Here is a 21177-nt window from a genome sequence, read left to right on the forward strand (position 1 = left end):
ATCCTCATCCTCGTCGTCGGCATCGCCATCGACCTCCTCATCTTCAGCCCCGTCGAACGCTGGGTCCTGCGCACCCGCGGCCTGCTGGTCAAGGGCTGAGTCGCGCCATGCGTTCCGTGTTCCGCGCCACCGGCGCCGGCCCCGTCACCGGTCCCGCCGGCGCGCCCGCCCTGCTGGTGATCGCCCACGGCAGCCGCGACCCGCGGCACGCCGCGACCGTGCACGCCCTCACCCGGCGGGCGCGGGCGCTGCGGCCGGGGCTGCGGGTGGAGACGGCCTTCCTGGACTTCGACACCCCGACCGTGGCGCAGGTGACCTCCGCCCTGTACCGGTCCGGCGTACGGGAGATCGTGGCGCTCCCCCTGCTCCTGACCCGGGCGTTCCACGCGAAGTCCGACATACCCGCGGTGCTGGCCGAGGCCACGTCCCGCCTGCCGGACCTCTCGGTCCGGATCGCGGACGTCCTCGGCCCGTCCCCGCTGCTGGTCGGCGCCCTGGAGCGCCGCCTCGCGGAAGCGGGTCTCACCCCGGCGGACCGCGCCACCACCGGTGTGGTGCTCGCGTCCGCCGGTTCCTCCGACCCGGAGGCGATCGCAGTGATCGCTGAAATCGCGCGGGAGTGGCGGCACACCGGTTGGTGCGCCGTGCGGCCTGCGTTCGCCTCCGCCTGCCTGCCCCGTACGGAGGACGCCGTACGGGCCCTGCGCGCCGAGGGCGTCCGCCGGGTGGCGGTGGCCCCGTACGTCATCGCCCCCGGACGCCTGCCGGACCGTATCGCGGCGGGCGCGGAAACCGCCGGGGCGGACCTGGTGGCCGGTGTCCTGGGCGCGGCCCCCGAACTGGCCCGCCTGCTCCTGCGCCGCTACGACACGGCGCCGCGCGGCGTGCCCCTCCTCGCCGCGGCCTGATCCCCGTTCGAGTGAATCCAGGGCTCGGGTCCGGTGATCACGGGTAGTCCAGCCGCGAGGTTCCGTGCATCACCCACGGGATCGATCGTCCTGGCCGCCCCTGGAGGGCTGATGTCCATGTCACGCCGTACGCGCAAGCTCCTCACCACGTCCGTCGCCGCCCTGATCCTGTCCTTCGCGGGGGCGGGGCTCACCGCCCCCGCGAACGCCGCCGCCCCCACCCGTGCGCCGGGTACGGTGCGGGAGGCCCGGGCGGCGGCGTTCAACGCCGGCGGGGTCTGGACCATCTACCAGAGCAACGCCACCGTGCGGGTGGACCTGCGGCAGGACGGCAGCGGGAACCTCTACGGATCGACATCGTCCGGGAACACGGTGGGGACCGTGCAGGAGGGATCCGTCAACGGGAACGACATCTACTTCGTCGTCCAGTGGAACCACGGACCCAAGGGCCGCTACACGGGCTCCCTCGGCCCGGACCGCCGGCTCTCCGGCACCACCTACGACATGAACAACCCGTCCAGCCAGGCGACCTGGCGCAGCGACCGCACGTTCTGACCCGGCCCGGTCCGGTTCAGGCCCTGGCCGCCGCCTCGTCGGCCAGGGCCGTCAGGTCCTCGATCGACATCGCGCCCGGCGGAAGGCCTTCGCGGGCGAAGACGTTCGCCGCGTGGCGGAGGGTGTCGTTCACCGGGGTCGGGACCCCGTGGAGGCGGCCCAGCAGGGAGATCTCGCCGTTGAGGTAGTCCGCCTCGATGGAGCCGGTGCCCCGGCGCAGGGACTGCCAGGAGGAGCCGCCGCGCACACCGGGCGGCTGGTCGACCTTGCCGTCACGGGCCGCCGTCTGTTCCGCGTCGGAGGCGTACGCGATCCCCGCCGCCCCGAGCGCCGCCCGCCCCTCCCGCTGCGCGCGCACCAGCAGGGCCGTCTTCGCCGGATGCGGCTCGGGGCCCGTCGTCGCCTGGACCGCGTTGCCCAGGTTCCCCAGCAGCTTCGCGTACTTCCACCGCATGACGTCCTCGACGACCGGCGCCTCGAAGCCTGACTTCTCCAGGTCGGCCGCGATCCGCCGGGCCCGCGCGTCCGCGCCCCCGGCCGCGAGCCCGATGTGCAGGATGCCCGTCAGCGGCGCGCACAGTGCGGAGACCGCGCCCGGCTCCAGGAAGGTGGCGGGCAGCCAGACGCAGACCCCGTACACGCGGGCGAAGCGGCGCAGCGCCAGCCGCTCGCTCTCCACCCCGTTCTGGGCGCACAGCACCGGAAGGCGCTGCGCCGCCGTACCGCCGCCGGCCACCTCCGCGTCGCCCCACGCGTCGAGGGCGGCGATCGCGTCCTGGGTCTTCACGGTCAGCAACAGGACGTCGTCGGGCCGCAGTTCGCCGAGTTCCGCCGGTCCCGTGACCACGGGGAGCCGGTGCACCCGGGCCCCGTCCGCCGTGGTGAGCCGCAGCCCGTCCGCCGTGAGGGCCTGCGCGTGCGCGCCGCGCGCGACGAGGACCACCTCGGCGCCCGCCCCGGTCAGCCGTCCGCCGATGGTCGCGCCGATCGCCCCGGCGCCGATGATGATGTAACGCATGGCCAGGAGCCTGGCACATCCGGGGCCCTGCGTTACCGTCGGGGGCATGGTGGACGACGTGTTCCTTCTCGGCGGGGAACTCCCCGTAGGGCGGCTCGGCCTCGGCACGGGCGGCCTGGTCGGACCCGGCTACTGGGGCCCGCGCGGCAGCCGCGCCGAGGCCCGGGCCCTGCTGCTCACCGCCGTCGAGCGCGGTGTCACGCTCATCGACACCGCCGACAACTACGGCCCCGACCTGGCCGAGGAGCTGATCGCCGAGGCCCTGCACCCGTACGGGGAGCGGCTCGTCGTGGCGACGAAGGGCGGGGTGGTGCGCACCGGCCCCGACCGGTGGCACGTCGCGGGGCGGCCCGAGCAGCTGCGGGCGATGTGCGAGGCGAGCCTGCGGCGGCTGCGGGTCGAGAGCATCGGCCTCTACCAGCTGCACCGCTTCGATCCGGCGGTTCCGGTGGCGGAACAGCTGGGCGCGCTGGCGGGGTTGCGGGCCGAGGGCAAGATCCGGCACATCGGCCTGGACACGGTGACCGCCGAACAGCTGCGGCAGGCGCTGGAGATCGTCCCGGTCGCCGCCGTGCAGAACCCGTACCACCTGATGGACCGCTCCTCGGCGGAGGTGCTCGCGCTGTGCGAGGCGCGGGGGATCGCGTTCCTCCCGTACTACCCCCTGGGCAGTGGGGCCCTGACGCGCGAGAGCGCGGCCGCGGTGACGGCCGTGGCCGCCGGGCACCGGGCGGGGCCGGGGCAGATCGCGCTGGCCTGGCTCCTGCACCGCTCGCCGGTGCTGTGCCCCACGCCGGGGACGGGGTCCCTGGCGCACCTGGCCGAGAACCTGGACGCGGTGACCGTCCGTCTGACGCCGCGGGAGCTGGCGGTCCTCGACGCGCTCGGCGGGTAGCGTCAGCCGGCCGTGAGCTCGACGAGCTTGACGACGGTGTTCCAGTTGCGGGTCGTCGCGTCGATGCCCTTGAAGACGGCGGGCCTGTGGAGCACCTCGCCCAGTTTGGAGCGGCCCAGGCCCTCCGGGGCGTAGAGGTAGACCACCCGGTCACCGATCCGGTACTCCTCCGGGAGGTACGCGGGCCCGTCGATCGCGGCGAACCGCTCCTCGCCGGGCTGCGCGGACAGGAAGGTGGCGTGCAGCTGCTTGCCCTCCAGCTCGGCGGCCGGGAAGGGGCAGGCCTCGGCGACGGCGCGCAGGTACTCGCCGTCGACCACCAGGCAGGCCACGGCGAAGCCGAAGCGGGCCTCGATGGCCCGCTCCAGCGCGCGGGCCAGGACGGCCGGGTCCTTCTCCGGGCTCGTGAAGACGGCGTTGCCGCTCTGGAGGTACGTCTGCACTTCGGTGAGGCCGAGGCCCGTCAGGACCTCGCGCAGCTCGGCCATGGGGACCTTCTTGGCCCCGCCGACATTGATTCCGCGCAGCAGGGCCGCGTACTTCTTCGTGGTCATGACCGAACGATAGGACGCGGCACCGACAGTCCGGTCGGTTCGGCCGGTCCGGCCGGTTCGGCCAGTTCGGCCTCGATGAGGTCGGCCGCCCGTCGCGTACCGCCCTCGGTGGCCATGTCCGCGCGGATCGCCTCGGCGCGGGCGGCGACCTCGGGGTCCTCGACGAGTGCGAGGACGGCCTCCCGCAGGGTGCGGGCGTCGGCCTCCTCCATGGGGAGGTGCCGGGCCACGCCGAGGCCCTGGAGCACGTCGGCGTTGCCGAACTGGTCGACGGCCTGCGGGACGGCGACCATCGGGGTGCCGGTGGCGAGGCCCTCCTGACTGCCGCCGGCTCCCGCGTGGGTGATGAAGGCGTCGGCCTGGCGCAGGATGTCCAGCTGGGGCACCCAGCGGTGGACCTCCACGTTGGCGGGGACGGCGCCGAGCTCGGCCTCGTCGGTGAACTTGCCGATCTGGAGGACGACGTGCCAGTCGGGGAGGTCGCCGAAGGCCTCGACGCAGGCGCGGTAGAAGGCGGGCTGCTTGGTGAAGGTGGAGCCGAGGGAGACCAGCAGCACCTTCTTCCCGGCGGCCGCGGCCGGTCGCTCCCAGCTGCCCTGGGTGGTACTGCGGTCGCCCTGGCAGGCGCCGACGAAGGTGTGAACGGACCCGTCGACGCGGTCGGCGTGCGGCTGGAGGACGCGCGGGATGAGCACGATGCTGCGGCGCGGCCGGCCGGCGAAGGAGTCACTGTCCTCTTCGATGCCGTTCTCGTCGAGCCAGGCGCGGAAGCGGGCGTAGTACGCCCGCCCGCGCTCGGAGGCGCGCAGTCCGGCCGCCATCGGCTCGCCGACCTCCTCCTCGTACCCGGTCCAGGCGACCAGGTTCGGGGAGAGGGAGACGGCGGGAACGCCCCAGCGGTGGGCGAGGATGCGCGCCGGGTAGGAGGTGATGTCGTGGAGGACGAGGTCGGGTTCGTCGCCCTCGAAGGCGGCCACGAGCTGCGGCAGGGCCTGGATGGCGTCGTTCAGGAACGGCTCGATGTTGTCGATGAGCTCGGTGCCCCACGCTTCGGGCTCGTCGTCGGTGGGGAGGGTGGAGTTCCAGATCACCGGAGTGGCGCCGGTCTCCGCGATCTTCTCGGCGAAGGGGGCGGGGATGGCATAGCTGACGCGGTGGCCGCGGGCGACGAGTTCCCGGATCACTTCGATGCTCGGGTTCACGTGCCCGTGGGCGGCGATGGAGAACATGGCGATGTGTGCGGGCTTGGCGGAGGTCATGCATCGAGCGTAACGAGACGATACGTCTCGTGCAACGCGATTTTCCGGCCAGGCACGGGCCGGGGTGCGAGACTGGGCGGATCCACGAAGATCCGGATCCGGAGAGACACGGCATGGACGAGGCGCAGGCCAGGGACGTACTGACGGCGGCGGGCCTGACAGGGGAGGCGGGGCCGCCCGCACTGCTGGCGCTGGGCGAGAACGCGGTGTTCGCGGCCGGCGAGCTGGTGGTGAAGGTCGGCCGGGAGGCGGCGCTGCTGGAGCGGGCCGAGCGGGAACTCGCCGTGGCGGGCTGGCTCGAACAGGCCGGGGTCCCGGCGGTCCGCGCGGCCGAGCCGAAGGCGCGGCTGGTGGCGGGGCACCCGGTGACGGTGTGGCACCGCCTCCCGGACCCGGTCCGCCCGGCCGGCCCCGAAGACCTGGCGGCCCTGCTGCGCCAGATCCACGCCCTCCCGGCGGCGCCGTTCGCGCTGCCCGCGCGGGACCTGCTGGGCGGGGTCGAGCGCTGGCTCCGGCTGGCCGGCGGGGCCGTCGACCCGGCCGACGCCGCGTACCTGCGGGCCCGGCGCGACGCGTACGCCGGCGAGGTGGCCGCGCTGACCCCGCACCTGCCGCCGGGCCCGATCCACGGCGACGCCCTGCCCCGCAACGTCCACGTGGGCCCGGACGGCCCGGTCCTCGTGGACCTGGAGACCGTCTCGGCCGATCTGCGCGAGCACGACCTGGTGGTGATGGCCCTCTCCCGCGACCGGTACGGCCTGCCGGCGCAGTCGTACGAGGCCTTCGCGACGGCGTACGGCTGGGACGTACGCGACTGGGAGGGCTGCGCGGTACTGCGCGGCGCCCGCGAAACGGCCAGCTGCGCCTGGGTGGCCCAACACGCCCCGACCAACCCGAAGGCCCTGACCGAGTTCCGCCGCCGCGTCACCTCCCTGCGCGACGCCGACCCGGAAACCCGCTGGCACGCGTTCTAGGCCGTCCTGTACCAACGAACGCACATGAGACTGCACACCACGCTCCACACCGCCCGTCTGGGCGCGGTGGAGTTCAAAGTCATCCGCCCGGCCCGGCCCCCGGCACACGCCGTGCTCGTCGACGACCCCTGGTACCTGAACGGCTGGTTCGACCGGGAAGCCGCGCACGTCACGGCAGGGTTGTGGGCCCTCGCCGCCACCTCGCCGAGGTCGCTGGTCCACCTGCCGATCCGGGCCAACGCGAAGGACGGGCCGGGCAGGGCCACGGGCGTGCAGCGCCCGCTCGACCTGGTCCTGCTGCACCACTCCCTGCAGTTCGCCCCGTCCCGGTGGAAGGAGCTGCGCGGCCGGCTCGGCCGCGGACGGCCGCGCACCGTGGACCTGCCCGTCCCGGCCCCCGACGCGGAGCCCGTGGTGTCCGACCGTCACCACCGGGAGAACCGGGACCGGTTCCACCAGGAGATCCACAGCGAGACGCTGTTCATGACCGGCAGCACCCGGACCTTCCGGGAGGCGGCCGCGGAGTTCGCGACGCTCGCGCGCGAGGGTCCGGGCCGGGCGTACAACCACGGGGGCAGGCACTACTGCCGGTCCGTGAACTGCGATCCCACCGACCGCGACCTGCACGTCGAGTACCGCGAGGAGTGGCCCTAGGGGGCGCCTTCCCGCCGCAGCAGGGGGTTCCTCCTGCGCCTGAGGGGGCCGGCGGGTCCGAAGGGGCGACACAAGGGGCCAATGAGGCGTTCCCTCCACCGTGCGTCACGAATGCGTAACCGAGAGGTGAGGATTCGTCATATACCTGTGGCGCTATGCGGTCGCCCCCTTACTCTCCATCCATCACGGCGGTGGTGCGAGCCGAACGGCTGGGGGGTCACGTGACGTTGTACGGACGGGCGGCGGTGCTCGATACCGTCGTGCCTTCATTGGTGGGACTTGAGTCCCGCGGCACCGCCCGGCTGCGGATACCGGGCGGCAGTCCGCTGCTGGTCGAGTGCGGCGGCGGGCGGCTCAGCGGCAAGACCGCGCTCCTGAGGGAGTTATCGCACCGGTACGCGCAGCGCCTGCCGCAGGCGTACGCGGACCTCGGCGCGGCGGACTTCGGCCAGCCCGGGCTGGCCTCCTCGGCCGACGCGACCACGGCGAACGCCTCGCGCACCTCCGACCTGCTCTTCTACCTGATGGACCGGTTGAGCCGGAAGCCGAACGAGTTCGGCTGGAAGCCGTCCTTCCCGCGGCTCACCCAGGGACTGCTCGCGGTCACCAGCTGGCAGTCCGGGACCGTCCAGCCGGCCGAGCTGGCGGCCGCCCGCCGCCTCCTCGCGGGGCTGCTCCGCGAGAGCCAGCCCGACCTCCAGGAGCGCAACCAGCGGGTGGCGGGCTGGATCGGCCAGGTCACCGCGGCCGCCGCGGCGGGGATGGGTCCCGGGGTGGGCGAGATGGTGGCGCCGCTCATCGACATCGTGACCACCGAACTGTTCGGCCCCCGTGCCAACAAGCACGGTCTGAGCTGGTGGACGGGGCGGCGGGTCGGCCCCCAGGGCGACGGGTACGCCCAGTTGACCGAGCTCGCCATGTGCTTCCGCGGCGACGAGGACGACCGGCGGGACGCGGAGCAGCACTTGGTGGCCGCCCTCCTGGAGGACATAGCGGACCAGTACACCTGGGTGCGCCTGAAGAACCGGGTGCCGCGCCCGCTGCTGCTCCTGGACAACTGCCACACTCCGCTGGGCCGGACGGTCCTGGACGCGCTGACCGGCGTCTGGCACGAGGAGCCCGCGAGAACGCGTCCCGGCGTCGTCGTGACCGCCCTCGCCCAGGAGCCGGCCGGGCCCGACCGCGAGGGCGTCGCCCCGTCGACGAGGAGCGCGGCCGGACCGTTCTGGCGGCAGGACCGGCCGCCGACGGCGGCCGGCTGGGTGCTGAGGCTGCCGCTGGCACAGCTCGACCTCGACGAGGTCAAGGAGATGCTCGGAGGGAGCCGGGCGGAGCCCGAAGCCGCCCACATGATCCACCGGCTCAGCTCCGGACGCGCCGGGATCGCCCACCCCCTGGTCCGTGCCGCCGAACGCAGGATCGGCTCGCCGGAGCCCTTCGAGCACGGCACGCTGCTCGACCTGCCGCTCGCCGACGAGCCGACGCTGCCCGTGTACGAACGGCTGCTCCGGCTCCTGACCCCGGGCGGGGAGACCCGGGCACGACTCGCCCACTACACCCCGGCTCTCGACGACACGGCCGCCCACGCGCTGAACACCGACTACGTGCCGCGTCGCCCTGACGGAAACCCCGTGGAGGGGGCCGCCGTCGTGCCCGTGGCGGAGACCAGGAGCCTGTTGCGGCAGGACGGTTGGGGCCCGGGCCGCTGGCCGGGTACCGGCGGCCCCTTCGTCGGTGATCCCACCCTGCGGGCCCTGCTCGTGCACGACCTCCGCAGCCGCAGCGGAGGACCGCCCGGGGCCGGGGAGTGGACGGGCAGACACCGGCGGCTGCGCCTCCTGTACCCCACGGACGCCGCCGAGCCGCACGATGCCCGCTACCTGCACCACTCGCTCGCGATCGGCGAGAGCGACCTCGTCGTCCGCGCCCTGCACCGCCGCCTGGCCGGGCAGGACGCGCCCGGGTGGCTCGCCGCCCTCAACCTGGTCTGCGCCGCGCCGCACCCACCGGTCGCCCCGGCCGGGCCCGACCCCCACGCGGCCGCGAACGACCCCGTGCGCCAGGCCGTGGAGCGCCTCGTGCTCGACCTGTGGCTGCAGTCGCATCCGCTCGCGCCCCCCGACCAGCAGAAGATCAACAGCGTCAGGCTCCAGCTGCTCACCCTGGCCCAGAACAGCCCCGTCGGCCCCCAGGAGGTCTTCTACCGGGCGTTCGAGGAGTGGCCGAACCTCCTGAACCACTGGATCCAGGCACCCGACCTGCCCGCCTACGGAGAGAGCCGCCCGTGACACTCTGGCCCGCCGGACCGTTGAACCGCGCCCTGCTGATCGTCGCCCTCTCGGTCGTCCTGGGAGTCGGCGGCTACCTCGTCTACGACCGGTTGTTCGCCGATGACCCGGCCTGCGCCCCCGGCGTGGCGGAGCGCGGCGACCGGCACGAGTGTGTCGGCATCACCGACGGCAGCTACGTCTTCGACCCGTCGCTGAAGCAGGTCACCGAGCGCATCAAGGCGGAGAACGACAGCGTCGCCGGCAAGTCCCCGGCCACCATCGCCCTGATGATCCCCATGATCTCCGACGCCCCCGCCGAGCGGCGGGAGTACGTCGAGCAGGTCCAGGGCGCCTATCTGGCCCAGTACCGCGCGAACCACCAGGCCAACAACAAGCAGCCGCCCATCCGGCTGGTGCTCGCCAACCCCGGCCGGGGCTACAAGGAGTGGCGTACGGTCGCCGACCAGCTGGCGCGGGCCGCGGCCGACGGGAAGCAGAACCTGCGGGCCGTCGCCGGCATCAACATCAGCATCACCGAGACCGAGGAAGCCGTGCGCTACCTCACCCGGGACAAGGGCATTCCGGTCGTCGCGGGTCCCATGACCGCGGACGACATCAAGAACACCGCGGCCGACCCGCACCGCTACCCGGGGCTCGCCCGGGTCGCCCCCGGCAACACCGACCAGGCCAACGCCCTCGCGTCGTACGGATCGGACATCAAGCCCGAAGAGACACTGGTGGTCGAGGACATCCGCGAGGGCGACAACTACCTGACCAGCCTGCGCCAGACCTTCGAGAAGCTCGCCAAGGGAGCGCCCAACGCCCCGGAGACCTTCCGGTCACCGCCCGACTTCAACGACGAGGCCAACCTCGCCAACGACTTCCACCAGATGGTGCCGGACATCTGCGCCTCCGCCGCGAAGACCGTCTACTTCGCCGGCCGTCCGGTGCAACTGCGCCAGTTCCTCGTCGAGCTGGGCGGCCGGACCTGCAACAAGCACTACACCGTCATCAGCGGCTCGCACGCCTCCACCCTGACGGTCGACGAGAAGTTCGCCGGCCAGTGGGACTCCCTCACCAAGGGCGCGGGCATCACCCTGCGGTACGCGGCCCTGGCCCACCCCGGCGCCTGGGGGGAGAGCAGCACGGCGGCGACCGGCGGCTCCAAGGCCGCGCTGAAGGAGCTGTCCGACCTGGTCCAGAAGTTCGCGACCAAGGAGCCGGGCTCGATCGGCCCGGCCGACCTCTCCGACGGCCGCGTCATCATCACCTACGACGCGGTCTCCACCGCTGTCGCGGGCATCCGCAACGACACGGTGGGCAGCGTGAAGATGCCCTCTCTCTCCGAGGTCGCCGACAGCTGGCTGCGGCTGCACGGCAACAACCGGGTCGAGGGAGCCAGCGGCTGGATCTGCCTGGACCAGTACGGCAACCCGTACAACAAGACCATTTCCATGGTCCACCTCGACCCGGCCACCAAGACCGCGGTCTTCGACGGCATCGCCTGGCCCGCCGGCCGCGCCCCCGACGCCAACTGCTCCATCCCCAACTGAGGCCGGACGCCGGCCTCGGCCCTCAGGCCGGGGCCGGCAGCAGGCCGCGCAGCGGCCACGCCGTGTCGATCACCGCGTCCGGGGTGCCCTGGCGGCGCAGGTAGGACTGGAAGTCCCGGGCCCAGCGTTCGTGCCAGGTGCCCTGGCGGGCGTGGAGGGCGGCCGGGGTGAGCGCCGCCACCTCCGGGTGGCGGGCGGCTATCGCCCGGGCCACCTGCACCGCGGCCAGCGCGTCGGCGCCCGCGTCGTGCGCGGAGTCCAGGGTGACCCCGTACACCCCGCACACCGCCTCCAGCGTCCGCTTGCCACGCCGGTAGCGGTCCACGGCCCGGTCGATGGTCAGCGGGTCCACCACCGGCCCGGTCTCCCGCCCGCCTCCCAGCCGCTCGGCCAGCGAGGGCAGCCCGTGCCGGGCCAGCTCGGCCGTCAGCAGGGTCAGGTCGAAGGCCGCGTTGTACGCGACGACCACCGCGCCCCGGCGCCAGTGCTCCACGAGCGACCGCGCCACCTCGTCCGCGACCTCCCGCGCCGGGCGGCCTTCCGCCACCGCCCGCTCCGTGCTGATCCCGTGGATCGCCGAGGCCCCCTCCGGGATCGGTATCCCGGGATCGGCGAGCCAGCCGCGCCGGTCGCGCACCTCGCCCGCCCGTACCTCGACGACCGCCGCCGTCACGATCCGCGACTCCCCCGGCTCCGTGCCGGTCGTCTCCAGGTCGAATCCGATCAGCACACCGCCGTGCCAGTCCCCCATGCCGTGCCGGTCCTCCACCCCGTGTCCCTCCCCCGTGCTCCCCGTACGCCTTCGGTCAATGACTTTCAGCCTGCCACGGGGCACTGACAGTCAGGACACCGGGCGGGAGTCCTCCCAGATCGACTCGAATTCCTCGCGGTACGTCGGGAACAGCCCGTGCTCCGCGTCCCGCGCCGGACCGCGGGTCCCGCCGCCCCGCAGGACCAGTACCGGAGCCTCCATCCCGCGCGCCCTGCGCAGGTAGGACTGCACCACCGCGATGCCCGAGTTCTCCCCCTCCACCAGGTAGGCGGTGAAACGGGGCGTCTCGTCGAAGACGTGGATCTCGAACCGCGAGGGATCCCGCAGCCCCGCCCGCACCCGCCGCACGTGCAGGATGTTCATCTCCACCGAGCGGCTCAGCTCGCCCTTGCGCAGGCCCAGCTCCCGCTCGCGCCGCTTCACCGCGCTGCTGGCCGGGTTCAGGAACAGCAGCCGGACCCGGCAGCCGGCCTCCGTCAGGCGCACGAGTCTTCGGCCCGAGAAGTTCTGCACCAGCAGGTTGAGCCCTATGCCGATGGCGTCGAGCCGCCGCGCGCCCCCGAACAGGTCCTCCGCCGGGAGCTGCCGCTGCAGCCGCACCCGGTCCGGGTGGACCGAGATGACGTCCGCGTACCGGTCGCCGACCAGGTCCTCGACCGCGTCGATCGGCAGCCGGTCCGCCGCCGGGGAGCCCGCGCCGCCGCCCAGCACCTCCAGCAGCCGCGCCGAGGCCCGCTCCGCCTGCTCCAGCACCGCCCGCGACAGGGCCCGGTTGCGGGAGACCACGTTGCGGGTGACCTCCAGCTCGTCGAGCGCCAGCTCGATCTCCCGCCGGTCGTCGAAGTACGGCTCGAAGCACGGCCAGTGCTGGACCATGAGCTCCCGCAGCTGCGGGAGCGTCAGGAAGCTCAGCACGTTGTCGTCGGCCGGGTCCAGGAGGTAGCCCTTGCGGCGGCTGACCTCGCGGACCGCGACGGCCCGCTGCACCCACTCCTGCCCGGCGGGCCCGGCGGCCGCGACCACCCAGTCGTCCCCGCCGTGCACGGGCTCGTAGATCGGCCGCAGCACCGCGCCGACGACGGCGCGCAGCCGCTGTTCGATCAGGTTCAGCCAGATGTACGCGCGGCCGGCCCGCTGCGCGCGGGTGCGGACCTCGCTCCACGCGTCCGCACCCCAGTCCAGCTCGGCCCCGGCCCGCACGCTCCCGGCCGCCGTCGGGGCCAGCGACACCGCACCGGCCGGCACCCCCGTGGGCGCCCCGCCCGACACCCCGCCGGAGACCCCGCCGGGCGCACCACCGGGTGCACCTCCTGGGGCGTCCGCCGGGCCGCCCTCGTGACCGTTGTCACCAGGGGGCAGCTCCAGACCTCCCGAGCTCACCCGTGCACCGCCTTCTGCGTCTGGACGCCCGTCTCCAGTGATCACGGAAGGGTACTCCGAGCTCGGCTCCCGATGCAGCCCGATGCGGTCCGTCGGGCCGTACCGGGGTGGTCCGTTGACCCATTATCGGATGCCCGCATAGTCCGCTGACCCGCATATCAGCTCTCCGGGTCACCCGGTAGGAGCATCCCAAGTCCCCGCGTGCGGGCCCACTTTCGGGGAAGATCTGGGACAGACGCGGTCCACGCCGGATCGGCACCGATACATCAGCCCGCGAGTCGGGGGAAGAGGGGAAGAGCCGTATCCATGCAGGTCTGGCCGGGACAGGCGTATCCGCTCGGCGCCACGTACGACGGCGCCGGCACCAATTTCGCGGTCTATTCGGAGGCCGCCCGACGCATCGAGCTGTGCCTGCTCCACGAGGACGGCTCGGAGACGGCGGTCGAACTGCGCGAGACCGACGCCTTCGTACGCCACGCCTACCTGCCCGGGGTGATGCCCGGGCAGCGCTACGGCTTCCGCGTGCACGGCCCGTACGAGCCCGAGCGCGGGCAGCGCTGCAACGCGGCCAAGCTGCTGCTGGACCCGTACGCGCGGGCCATCGCGGGCGGCGTCGACTGGGGCGAGGAGGTGTACGGCTACCACTTCGGCCGGCCCGATTCGCGCAACGACCTCGACTCGGCGCCGCACACGATGAGTTCGGTCGTGGTGAATCCGTACTTCGACTGGGCCAACGACCGCCCGCCGCGCCACGAGTACCACCACACCGTGCTGTACGAGGCCCACGTCAAGGGTCTGACCATGCGCCATCCCGATCTGCCCGAGGAGTTGCGCGGGACGTACGGGGCCCTCGCCCATCCGGCGGTCATCGGGCACCTCACCAAGCTGGGGGTGACGGCGCTGGAGCTGATGCCCGTACACCAGTACGTCAACGACCACCGGCTGGTCGACGACGGGCTCAGCAACTACTGGGGCTACAACACGATCGGCTTCTTCGCCCCGCACAACGGCTACGCCTCCGGTGACCGCGGCCAGCAGGTGCTGGAGTTCAAGTCGGCGGTACGGGCCCTGCACGAGGCGGGGATCGAGGTCATCCTCGACGTGGTCTACAACCACACCGCCGAGGGCAACCACCTGGGCCCGACCCTCTCGTTCCGCGGGCTCGACAACTCCTCGTACTACCGGCTCACGGACGATCCCCGGCACTACATGGACACCACGGGGACGGGGAACTCGCTGCTGATGCGCTCCCCGCACGTGCTCCAGCTGATCATGGACTCGCTGCGCTACTGGGTCACCGAGATGCACGTGGACGGCTTCCGCTTCGACCTCGCCGCCACCCTCGCCCGGCAGTTCCACGAGGTGGACCGGCTGTCCTCGTTCTTCGACCTGGTCCAGCAGGATCCGGTGGTGAGCCAGGTGAAGCTGATCGCGGAGCCCTGGGACCTGGGCGAGGGCGGCTACCAGGTGGGCAACTTCCCGCCCCTGTGGACCGAGTGGAACGGCAAGTACCGGGACACCGTGCGGGACTTGTGGCGCGGGCAGCCGCGCACGCTCGCGGAGTTCGCGGGACGGCTGACCGGCTCCTCGGACCTCTACCAGGACGACGGGCGCCGCCCGCTGGCCTCGATCAACTTCACCACCTGCCACGACGGTTTCACGCTGCACGACCTCGTCTCGTACGACGAGAAGCACAACGAGGCGAACCGCGAGGGCAATCGGGACGGGGAGACCCACAACCGGTCCTGGAACTGCGGGGTGGAGGGTCCCACGGAGGATCCGGAGGTGCTGGAGCTGCGCGAGCGCCAGATGCGCAACTTCACGGCCACGCTGATGCTTTCGCAGGGCGTGCCGATGCTCAGCCACGGCGACGAGTTCGCCCGCACGCAGGGCGGCAACAACAACGCGTACTGCCAGGACAACGAGCTGTCCTGGGTGAACTGGCCGGAGCCGGGCAAACCGGCGCCCGCCCTGCTGGAGTTCACCCGGCGGATGGTGTGGCTGCGGCGCGACCACCCGGTGTTCCGGCGGCGCCGGTTCTTCCACGGCCGGCCGGTGGAGGGGACCAACGACGACCTCTCCGACATCGCCTGGTTCACCCCGCACGGAGAGCCGATGCGGGCCCGCGACTGGCAGGCGCAGCACGCGCGCTCGCTGACGGTGTTCCTCAACGGGGAGGCGATCTCCGAGCCCGGCTCGCGCGGGGAGCGCATCACCGACGACTCGTTCCTCCTGATGTTCAACGCGGGCGCCGATCCTCAGGAGTTCACGATCCCGGCCGGGCACGGCGCGCAGTGGCGGCTCGTCGTGGACACGGCGCGGCCGGACGTGCTGCCACCCGGCACCGGACCGCAGTTCGCGGCCGGGGACCGGGTGGCGCTGACGGGGCGGTGCCTGGTGGTGCTTCAGCGCCCGGCGTAGGAGGAGCCGGGCGCGGCGCCCTCCGGCGCGCCCGCCGCCTCCGGGGAGGCCGTCTGCTGCGCCGGGATGAACACCTTCGGCGCGCCGGGGTGTGCCCGGGCGGCCGGCACCCGGGTGACGAGGGCGAGGAGGAGGGACAGCGCGGCCGCCCCGACGGCGACCGCGAAGGCCCCGGCGGGCCCGTACCACTCGGCGAGCCGCCCGGAGGCGGCGAGCGCGGCGGCCTGCCCGGCCACGAGCGAGCTGGCGGCGAAGGCCGTCGCCTCGGCGAGCCGGGCCGGCTCCACGACCCGCTCGGTGAGCGCGAAGGCGGTGATCAGGTGCGGGGCGTACGCGGCCCCGAGCACCGTGACGACCGCGTACAGCGGCCACAGGGCCTCGGTGAAGAGCAGCGGTACGGAGAACACCAGCGCGGCGGCGGTGGCCGCCCGCCAGCGCACCCGCAGCCCGATGCGGGCGGGCAGCGCGCCGAGGGCGAGGCCCACGGCGGCGCTGACGACGCCCATCGCGGCGTACACGATGCCCGCCTGGCCGGGGACGCCCAGACGAGCGGTAAGGGCGGCGATTCCGGCCTGGCAGGCGCCGAACATGGCGCCCTGGAGGAGCAGGGAGCCCCGTACGGCGTACACGACGCGCGGGTGCCGGGCGGGACGCGGGCCCGCATCGGCGCGGGTGCCGGCACCGGCACCGGCACCGGCACCGGCCTTCGGGCCGGCCCCGGCCGTGACGGCGGCGGTCGGGTGCAGGGCGAAGGCTGTGGCGAAGACGGCCACGAGGGCGGCGGCCCCGCCGAGGGCGATCGCGGGGTGCGCGACGAGCGCGGCGAGTCCGACGAGGGCCGGCCCGAACACGAAGGAGACCTCGTCCAGCGTGCCTTCGAGCGAGTGGACGGCGCCCACCACGCCCTCGTCGGCCCGGGCGCGGTGGGCGAGGGCCACGGACCGGGTCCGGGCGAGCGGCCCGATCAGCGGTACGGACGCCCCGGTGACGGCGCCGATCGCGGCGAGCGGGGCGGTCGCGAGACCGCCGAGGGCCCCGGCGACCAGCGCCGCGGTGGCGACCGCGTTGACCGCGGCGGCGGCCAGCACCACGGGCCGCTGTCCGTACCGGTCGGCGAGCCGGCCCAGGACGGGCCCGAAGACCACCTGTCCGGCGGAGAGGGTGCCGCCGACGATGCCGGCGGTGGCGAGCGAGCCGCTGGTCTCGGCGACCAGCAGCACGCTCCCGAATTGGGACATCGCGACGGGCAGTCGCGCGAGGAAGGAGAGGAGCGGGAGGAGGGGCCCGGTCAGGGCGATGACTCTTCGATAGGTGTTGACGGTTCCGGCCACTTGATCAACGCTAACCCGGTGCAGTCACCCGGATGCATTGGGTAATGGCACGGAATCCGGGAAGGTGGGTACGTACGTTCTCATGAGCCAGCCGTCTGCGCGCATCCAAACGGAATCTGATGTTCTGACAGCCGTCACTCCGGCGTCATCCACGGCCCCGACGCCGGACCCGACGCCGACGCCGACGCCGAGTCCGGCCCCGGCTCCGGCCCCGAGTTCGACGTACCGGCTTCAATTGCGGCCGGAGTTCCCCTTCGCGGCGGCCGAGGCGGCCGTACCCTACCTCGCCTCGCTCGGGGTGTCCCACCTGCACCTCTCGCCGGTACTGGAGGCGGTCCCCGGCTCGGCGCACGGGTACGACGTCACGGACCACACCCGGGTACGGGCCGAGCTCGGCGGCGAGCCGGGGCTGCGCGCTCTGGCCGCGGCCGCCCGGGGGCACGGGCTCGGCCTGGTGCTGGACATCGTCCCGAACCACATGGCGGTGCCGTCCCCGCTGCGACTGAACGGGCCCCTGTGGGAGGTGCTGCGGGAGGGGCCCGGGTCCCCGTACGCGGGCTGGTTCGACATCGACTGGGAGGCGGGCGGCGGCCAGGTGCTGCTGCCGGTGCTCCCGGAGCCGCCCGGGCCGGACGCGTTCACGGTCGACCGGGACCGCGCGGTGCTGCGGCACGGGGAGCTGGAGTTCCCGCTGCGGGAGGGGACGGCGGGGCTGGCGATGCCGGAGCTGCTGGCCGCGCAGTGGTACCGGCCGGCCTGGTGGCGGGCGGCCCGCACCGAGCTCAACTACCGCCGGTTCTTCACCATTTCCGAGCTGATCGGGGTCCGGGTGGAGGACCCGGAGGTGTTCGCCGCGACGCACGCGAAGGTGCTGGAGCTGGTACGGGACGGGGTGGCCGGGGGGCTGCGGATCGACCACGTGGACGGGCTGGCGGACCCGGAGGGGTACCTGCGCCGGCTGCGGGCGGCCGTGGGCGGGGGCTGCTGGGTGGTGGTGGAGAAGATCCTGGCCCGCCACGAACGGCTGCCGCCCGGCTGGCCGGTGGCGGGGACCACCGGGTACGACGCCCTGCACCGGGTGGACGGGGTGTTCACCGACCCGGCGGGGGCAGCGGAACTGGGACGCCGGTACGCGGAGTTCACCGGGAGCGGGGACTGGGAGCAGACGGCCCGGGCGTGCGCGCGGGAGGTGCTGACCGGCGATCTGGCAGCCGAACTGGCGGCGCTGGAACGGGCCGCCGGACCGGAACTGGCGCTGGGTGTAAGGGAGTTGCTGATCGCGTATCCGGTGTACCGGCCCTACCCCGGGGAACCGGAGCTCGACCGGCAGGCCCTGGCGGAGGCCGCCGCGCCGGCCGGTCCGGGCGCGGTGGCCGGCGTACGGGACCTCGTCCTGCGCGATCCGGCCTTCGCGGCACGCTTCGCCCAGACCTCGGCCGCGCTGCGGGCCAAATCGCTGGAGGACCGGGCCTTCTACCGGCACGCCCCGCTGCTGTCGGCCACGGAGGTCGGCGGTGATCCGGGGCAACCGGCGCTCCCGCCCGCCGAGTTCCACGCGTACTGCGCCGGGCTCGACCGGGACTGGCCCCGCTCCGGGACGGTGCTGTCCACGCACGACACCAAGCGGAGCGCGGACGTCCGGGCCCGGATCTCCGCGCTCTCCCAGGACCCCGGGGCGATGGGCCGGCCCGCCGGGCCCGATCCCCAGCTGGCCTGGGTGGCCCGGCAGACGGCGCTCGGCCTCGGGGACGCCCCCGAGGCCGCCGAGCGCCTCGGACAGGCGCTCCTCAAGGCCGTCCGCGAGGCCGCCCTGCACACCAGCTGGACCGACCAGGACCCGGCGTACGAGGCCGCCGTCGCGGCATGCGCACCGGACCCGGAACTGCCCGCCGGGCTGGCCGAGGCGGCCCGGGCGAACCTGCTCGGCATGGCGCTGCTGCACCTGGCGATGCCCGGGGTCCCGGAGGTCTACCAGGGCGCGGAGACGGAGTACCGGGCCCTCGTCGATCCGGACAACCGGCGCCCGGCCCGGTTCCCGCGCGAGGTCCTGGCCCGGCTGGACGCGGGGGCCGTACCGCAGGGGCAGGCGGAGGAGAAGCTCGCGCTGACGGCCGCCCTGCTGCGGCTGCGGCGTGACCGGCCCGAGCTGTTCACCGGGTACACCCCCCTGGCGGCCCACGGCCCGGCGGCGGATCACTGTCTGGCCTTCGCCCGCCCGGCCGGGCTCGTCGCGGCGGCCACCCGGCTCTCGCACCGGCTGGCCGGGGCCGGGGGCTGGCGGGACACCGCCCTGGCCCTCCCGCCGGGGCGCTGGACGGCGCTGCTGGACGGGGGGTCCTCGTACGAGGGCGGGGTTCGGCTCGCGCAGCTGTTCGCGGACCGGCCGGTCGCCCTGCTGCTGCGCGAGGGCGGGCCGGGCCCGGCGCCGGGAGCCGGGGCGGGAGCCGGGGCGGGAGCCGGGCCGGGAGCCGGGCCGGGAGCCGGGGCGGGGGTCTAGCGGCAAGGCGTTGGCCAGGGGTTTCCGGGAAGTGTGGGGCGCGCAGAGCAGTAGGGGGCGTGCGCGGCGGGCATTGCATGAGACGTGACCCTCCTCCGTGAGATGTGCTACCCCACACCATCCGAACTCGCGCTGGCCGCCCGCGCACTGGCGGACGAGCACCCCGGCCCGGTCCGGCTCCGTCAGGCCGGCACCTCCCGGGGCGGCCTGCCCCTGTGGCTGCTCTCCGTCGAGCCGAGCGGCCGCCCGCGGGGCGCGGGCGTGCTCGTCGTCGCCGGGGCCCACGCCAACGAGCCCGTCGGCGGTGCCACCGCGCTCGACCTCGCCCGTCGCGTCCTCCACGAGCCGGCGCTCCGCGCCGGGCGCGGCTGGCACTTCCTGCTCTGCGCCGATCCCGACGGGGCGGCCCTGCACCGCACGCCCCGCCCCCGCTCCCTGCTCGACTACCACCGGAACTTCTTCCGGCCCCCCGGTCCGGAACAGCCGGAGTGGGCGCCGTCTTTACTGCCTCCGGACCGGCTGCCGCCCGAGACCCTGGCCCTGACCGCCCTCATCGACGAACTGCGGCCCGTGCTCCAGGTCTCCCTGCACGGCACCGACCTCGGCGGCTCCTGGGTGCAGCTCACCCGGGACATACCCGGCCTCGCGGAACCGTTCGCCAAATCGGCCGCCGAGCTGCGGATCCCGGTGGAGACCGGGGCCTCGGACGCGGCCGGCTGGCCCTCCCCCGGGCCCGGGATCTTCGTGATGCCACAGCCCGGGGCCGACGCGGGCGGGTCGTTCCACCCGGAGGACACCCGGCTCAGCACCTGGTACCACGCCCACCGGTACTCGGGCACCACGGCCATCGTCGAAGTCCCCATGTGGGCCTCGGACCTGGTGGACGACCCCGCCCCGCACCCGGATCCGCGCGGCGCCCTGCGGATCCTGGCGGGGCGGCTCACCGCGGACGCCGCGCTGGTGGCCCGCGTACGGGACCGGGTGCAGGGGCCGCCGGAGCCGGGCACGGACTCCGGCACGGACTCTGGCGCGGGCCCCGGCGCGGATTCCACTGCGGACTCCGACTCCGCCGCGCTGCTGCGCGCCGTGGACTGGACGCTCGCGCTGATCCCCCACATCACCGTGGAGTGGACGGGCGGCGGGGCCCCCGCCGAGGCCACGGCGGCCTCGATCGGCAGCATCGACGCCTTCGGGCGGCGGCTGTCGCTGCGCGCCGCCGCGATGCTGCTGCGGGTGCTCCGGACCCAGGACCACCCGGCCGCCCCGGGGCTGGACCGGCTCGTCACCGGCTGGTGCGAGGAGTTCGCCGCCCGGTTCCGGGCGCGCCGGATCCCGGTGGCCACCCAGGTCGAGCACCAGAGCCGCACGGTCCTGGCGGCGTACGAGCGGCTCGTGACGGAGGGACTCGACGGACCGGACGGAGCCGACGGACCGGGTGGACCGGACGGCGCCGACCGGCTGGGCGAACCCGGCGGGGCGGTCAGTGCCTAGCGGCGGCCGCCGGCTTCCCGGGCGGCGGTACGGACAGGGCGTAGCGGCGCTTGGGCGAGCCGGTGGCGCCGAGCCGGTCGTAGAAGCGGATCGCGCCCTCGTTCCAGTCCGGGGTCTGCCACTGCACCTGGTCGAGGCCGAGCTCGCGGGCGAGGTCCGCCACCCCGCCCATCAGGGCCGCGCCGAGACCGTGGCCGCGGGCCTCCTCGGCGAGGTAGAGGCAGTCCATGTGGAGGTAGTGCCGGGCGTCCCAGAACGCGAACTCGGCCGAGCAGGCGGCGTATCCGGCCACCGAACCGTCCGGGGCCTCGGCCAGCAGCACCCACAGCCGGGCGCCGTCCGCGAACAGCTGAGGACCGAGCCGGTCGGCGAGGTCCGGGGGCCGGGGCGCGGACTTCTCGTACGCGACGTGCTCGTGGACGAGCTCGACGAGGCGGGGCAGGTCCTCGGGGCGCGCGGCGCGCACGACGGGCCGGTGTTCCTTGGGGTCTTCAGCTTCCATGGGCACCATCATCGGGCCCGGCACGATCCGCGGGACGGACACCCCCTAGGAGTTGTCGTCAAAGTGTCACGCCCACATCAGGAGCGATGCGAGGGTGACGGCTGCTTGGTAGGCCTGGGCGGTCTTGTCGTACCTGGTGGCGA

General features: G+C 74.0%; 16 protein-coding genes and 2 pseudogenes. 11 read left to right on the plus strand and 7 right to left on the minus strand.

The window, feature by feature from the left end; translation table 11 throughout:
* From ADK52_RS42030 to ADK52_RS38770, 3 genes and pseudogenes are all read left to right on the plus strand, one after another.
* A pseudogene (locus ADK52_RS42030) lies at window positions 1-99 on the plus strand (ABC transporter permease); the annotation flags it as partial.
* 8 nt (window positions 100-107) lie between these two features.
* Window positions 108-908, plus strand: coding sequence for a sirohydrochlorin chelatase (locus tag ADK52_RS38765; RefSeq protein ID WP_053694559.1), 801 nt, complete (start codon window positions 108-110; stop codon window positions 906-908).
* A 117-nt stretch (window positions 909-1025) separates the two neighbouring features.
* Complete coding sequence (locus ADK52_RS38770) at window positions 1026-1463, plus strand: hypothetical protein (protein ID WP_063784065.1); 438 nt, start codon at window positions 1026-1028, stop codon at window positions 1461-1463.
* 16 nt (window positions 1464-1479) lie between these two features.
* Here the strand turns inward: ADK52_RS38770 and ADK52_RS38775 are convergent, their stop codons facing one another.
* Complete coding sequence (locus ADK52_RS38775) at window positions 1480-2481, minus strand: ketopantoate reductase family protein (RefSeq protein WP_053694561.1); 1002 nt, start codon at window positions 2479-2481, stop codon at window positions 1480-1482.
* Between the two features lie 46 nt (window positions 2482-2527).
* Between ADK52_RS38775 and ADK52_RS38780 the strand changes: the two genes are divergently transcribed.
* Window positions 2528-3376 (plus strand): aldo/keto reductase, encoded by an 849-nt coding sequence (locus ADK52_RS38780; RefSeq protein WP_053694562.1) that lies wholly within the window; start codon window positions 2528-2530, stop codon window positions 3374-3376.
* Window positions 3377-3378: 2 nt separating this feature from the next.
* Here the strand turns inward: ADK52_RS38780 and ADK52_RS38785 are convergent, their stop codons facing one another.
* Entirely contained in the window at window positions 3379-3930 is a 552-nt protein-coding gene (locus ADK52_RS38785; protein ID WP_053694563.1) for a DUF1697 domain-containing protein, read from the minus strand.
* A pseudogene (gene mgt / locus ADK52_RS38790) lies at window positions 3927-5230 on the minus strand (macrolide-inactivating glycosyltransferase). Before mgt ends, ADK52_RS38785 begins: the two are co-directional and overlap by 4 nt.
* A gap of 72 nt (window positions 5231-5302) precedes the next feature.
* Between mgt and ADK52_RS38795 the strand changes: the two are divergent.
* The 4 genes from ADK52_RS38795 (at window position 5303) to ADK52_RS38810 (ending at window position 10640) form a co-directional block, all read left to right on the plus strand.
* Window positions 5303-6163 carry a phosphotransferase enzyme family protein gene (locus ADK52_RS38795; protein ID WP_053694565.1) on the plus strand — a complete coding sequence of 287 codons (861 nt, stop codon included), beginning with the start codon at window positions 5303-5305 and terminating at the stop codon, window positions 6161-6163.
* A 24-nt stretch (window positions 6164-6187) separates the two neighbouring features.
* On the plus strand, window positions 6188-6817 hold the full coding sequence (locus ADK52_RS38800) for a hypothetical protein (RefSeq protein ID WP_053694566.1): 630 nt from the start codon (window positions 6188-6190) through the stop codon (window positions 6815-6817).
* Between the two features lie 272 nt (window positions 6818-7089).
* A complete protein-coding gene (locus ADK52_RS38805) occupies window positions 7090-9105 on the plus strand; it encodes a hypothetical protein (protein WP_159046136.1) in 2016 nt (671 codons plus the stop codon).
* On the plus strand, window positions 9102-10640 hold the full coding sequence (locus ADK52_RS38810; RefSeq protein WP_053694568.1) for a hypothetical protein: 1539 nt from the start codon (window positions 9102-9104) through the stop codon (window positions 10638-10640). The genes ADK52_RS38805 and ADK52_RS38810 overlap by 4 nt, the downstream gene beginning before the upstream one ends.
* A gap of 22 nt (window positions 10641-10662) precedes the next feature.
* On the opposite strand, the gene ADK52_RS38815 is transcribed toward ADK52_RS38810, so the two are convergent.
* Complete coding sequence (locus tag ADK52_RS38815; RefSeq protein ID WP_053694572.1) at window positions 10663-11391, minus strand: 3'-5' exonuclease; 729 nt, start codon at window positions 11389-11391, stop codon at window positions 10663-10665.
* A gap of 90 nt (window positions 11392-11481) precedes the next feature.
* A complete protein-coding gene (locus ADK52_RS38820; RefSeq protein ID WP_053694569.1) occupies window positions 11482-12792 on the minus strand; it encodes an SAV2148 family HEPN domain-containing protein in 1311 nt (436 codons plus the stop codon).
* 306 nt (window positions 12793-13098) lie between these two features.
* On the opposite strand from ADK52_RS38820, the gene glgX reads away from it, so the two are divergent.
* On the plus strand, window positions 13099-15213 hold the full coding sequence (glgX, locus tag ADK52_RS38825; RefSeq protein ID WP_053694570.1) for a glycogen debranching protein GlgX: 2115 nt from the start codon (window positions 13099-13101) through the stop codon (window positions 15211-15213).
* Here glgX and ADK52_RS38830 read toward each other — a convergent pair.
* Window positions 15198-16544, minus strand: coding sequence for an MFS transporter (locus ADK52_RS38830; RefSeq protein WP_053694571.1), 1347 nt, complete (start codon window positions 16542-16544; stop codon window positions 15198-15200). The genes glgX and ADK52_RS38830 overlap by 16 nt on opposite strands.
* Before the next feature lie 124 nt (window positions 16545-16668).
* Here ADK52_RS38830 and treY point away from each other — a divergent pair, with 124 nt between their 5' ends.
* Together treY and ADK52_RS38840 are read left to right on the plus strand one after the other, a co-directional pair.
* The gene (treY, locus tag ADK52_RS38835) at window positions 16669-19041 is read left to right on the plus strand and encodes a malto-oligosyltrehalose synthase (protein WP_267887327.1); all 2373 of its coding nucleotides are present in this window, start codon (window positions 16669-16671) and stop codon (window positions 19039-19041) included.
* 84 nt (window positions 19042-19125) lie between these two features.
* Complete coding sequence (locus ADK52_RS38840; protein WP_063784064.1) at window positions 19126-20532, plus strand: M14 family zinc carboxypeptidase; 1407 nt, start codon at window positions 19126-19128, stop codon at window positions 20530-20532.
* Here the strand turns inward: ADK52_RS38840 and ADK52_RS38845 are convergent.
* Window positions 20522-21034, minus strand: a complete 513-nt coding sequence (locus ADK52_RS38845; RefSeq protein ID WP_053694573.1) for a GNAT family N-acetyltransferase — start codon at window positions 21032-21034, stop codon at window positions 20522-20524. The two genes, ADK52_RS38840 and ADK52_RS38845, sit on opposite strands and share 11 nt — an antisense overlap.
* Window positions 21035-21177 lie beyond the last annotated feature (143 nt).

Origin of the sequence: Streptomyces sp. WM6372 (assembly GCF_001279655.1) — a bacterium.
GTDB lineage: Bacteria > Actinomycetota > Actinomycetes > Streptomycetales > Streptomycetaceae > Streptomyces.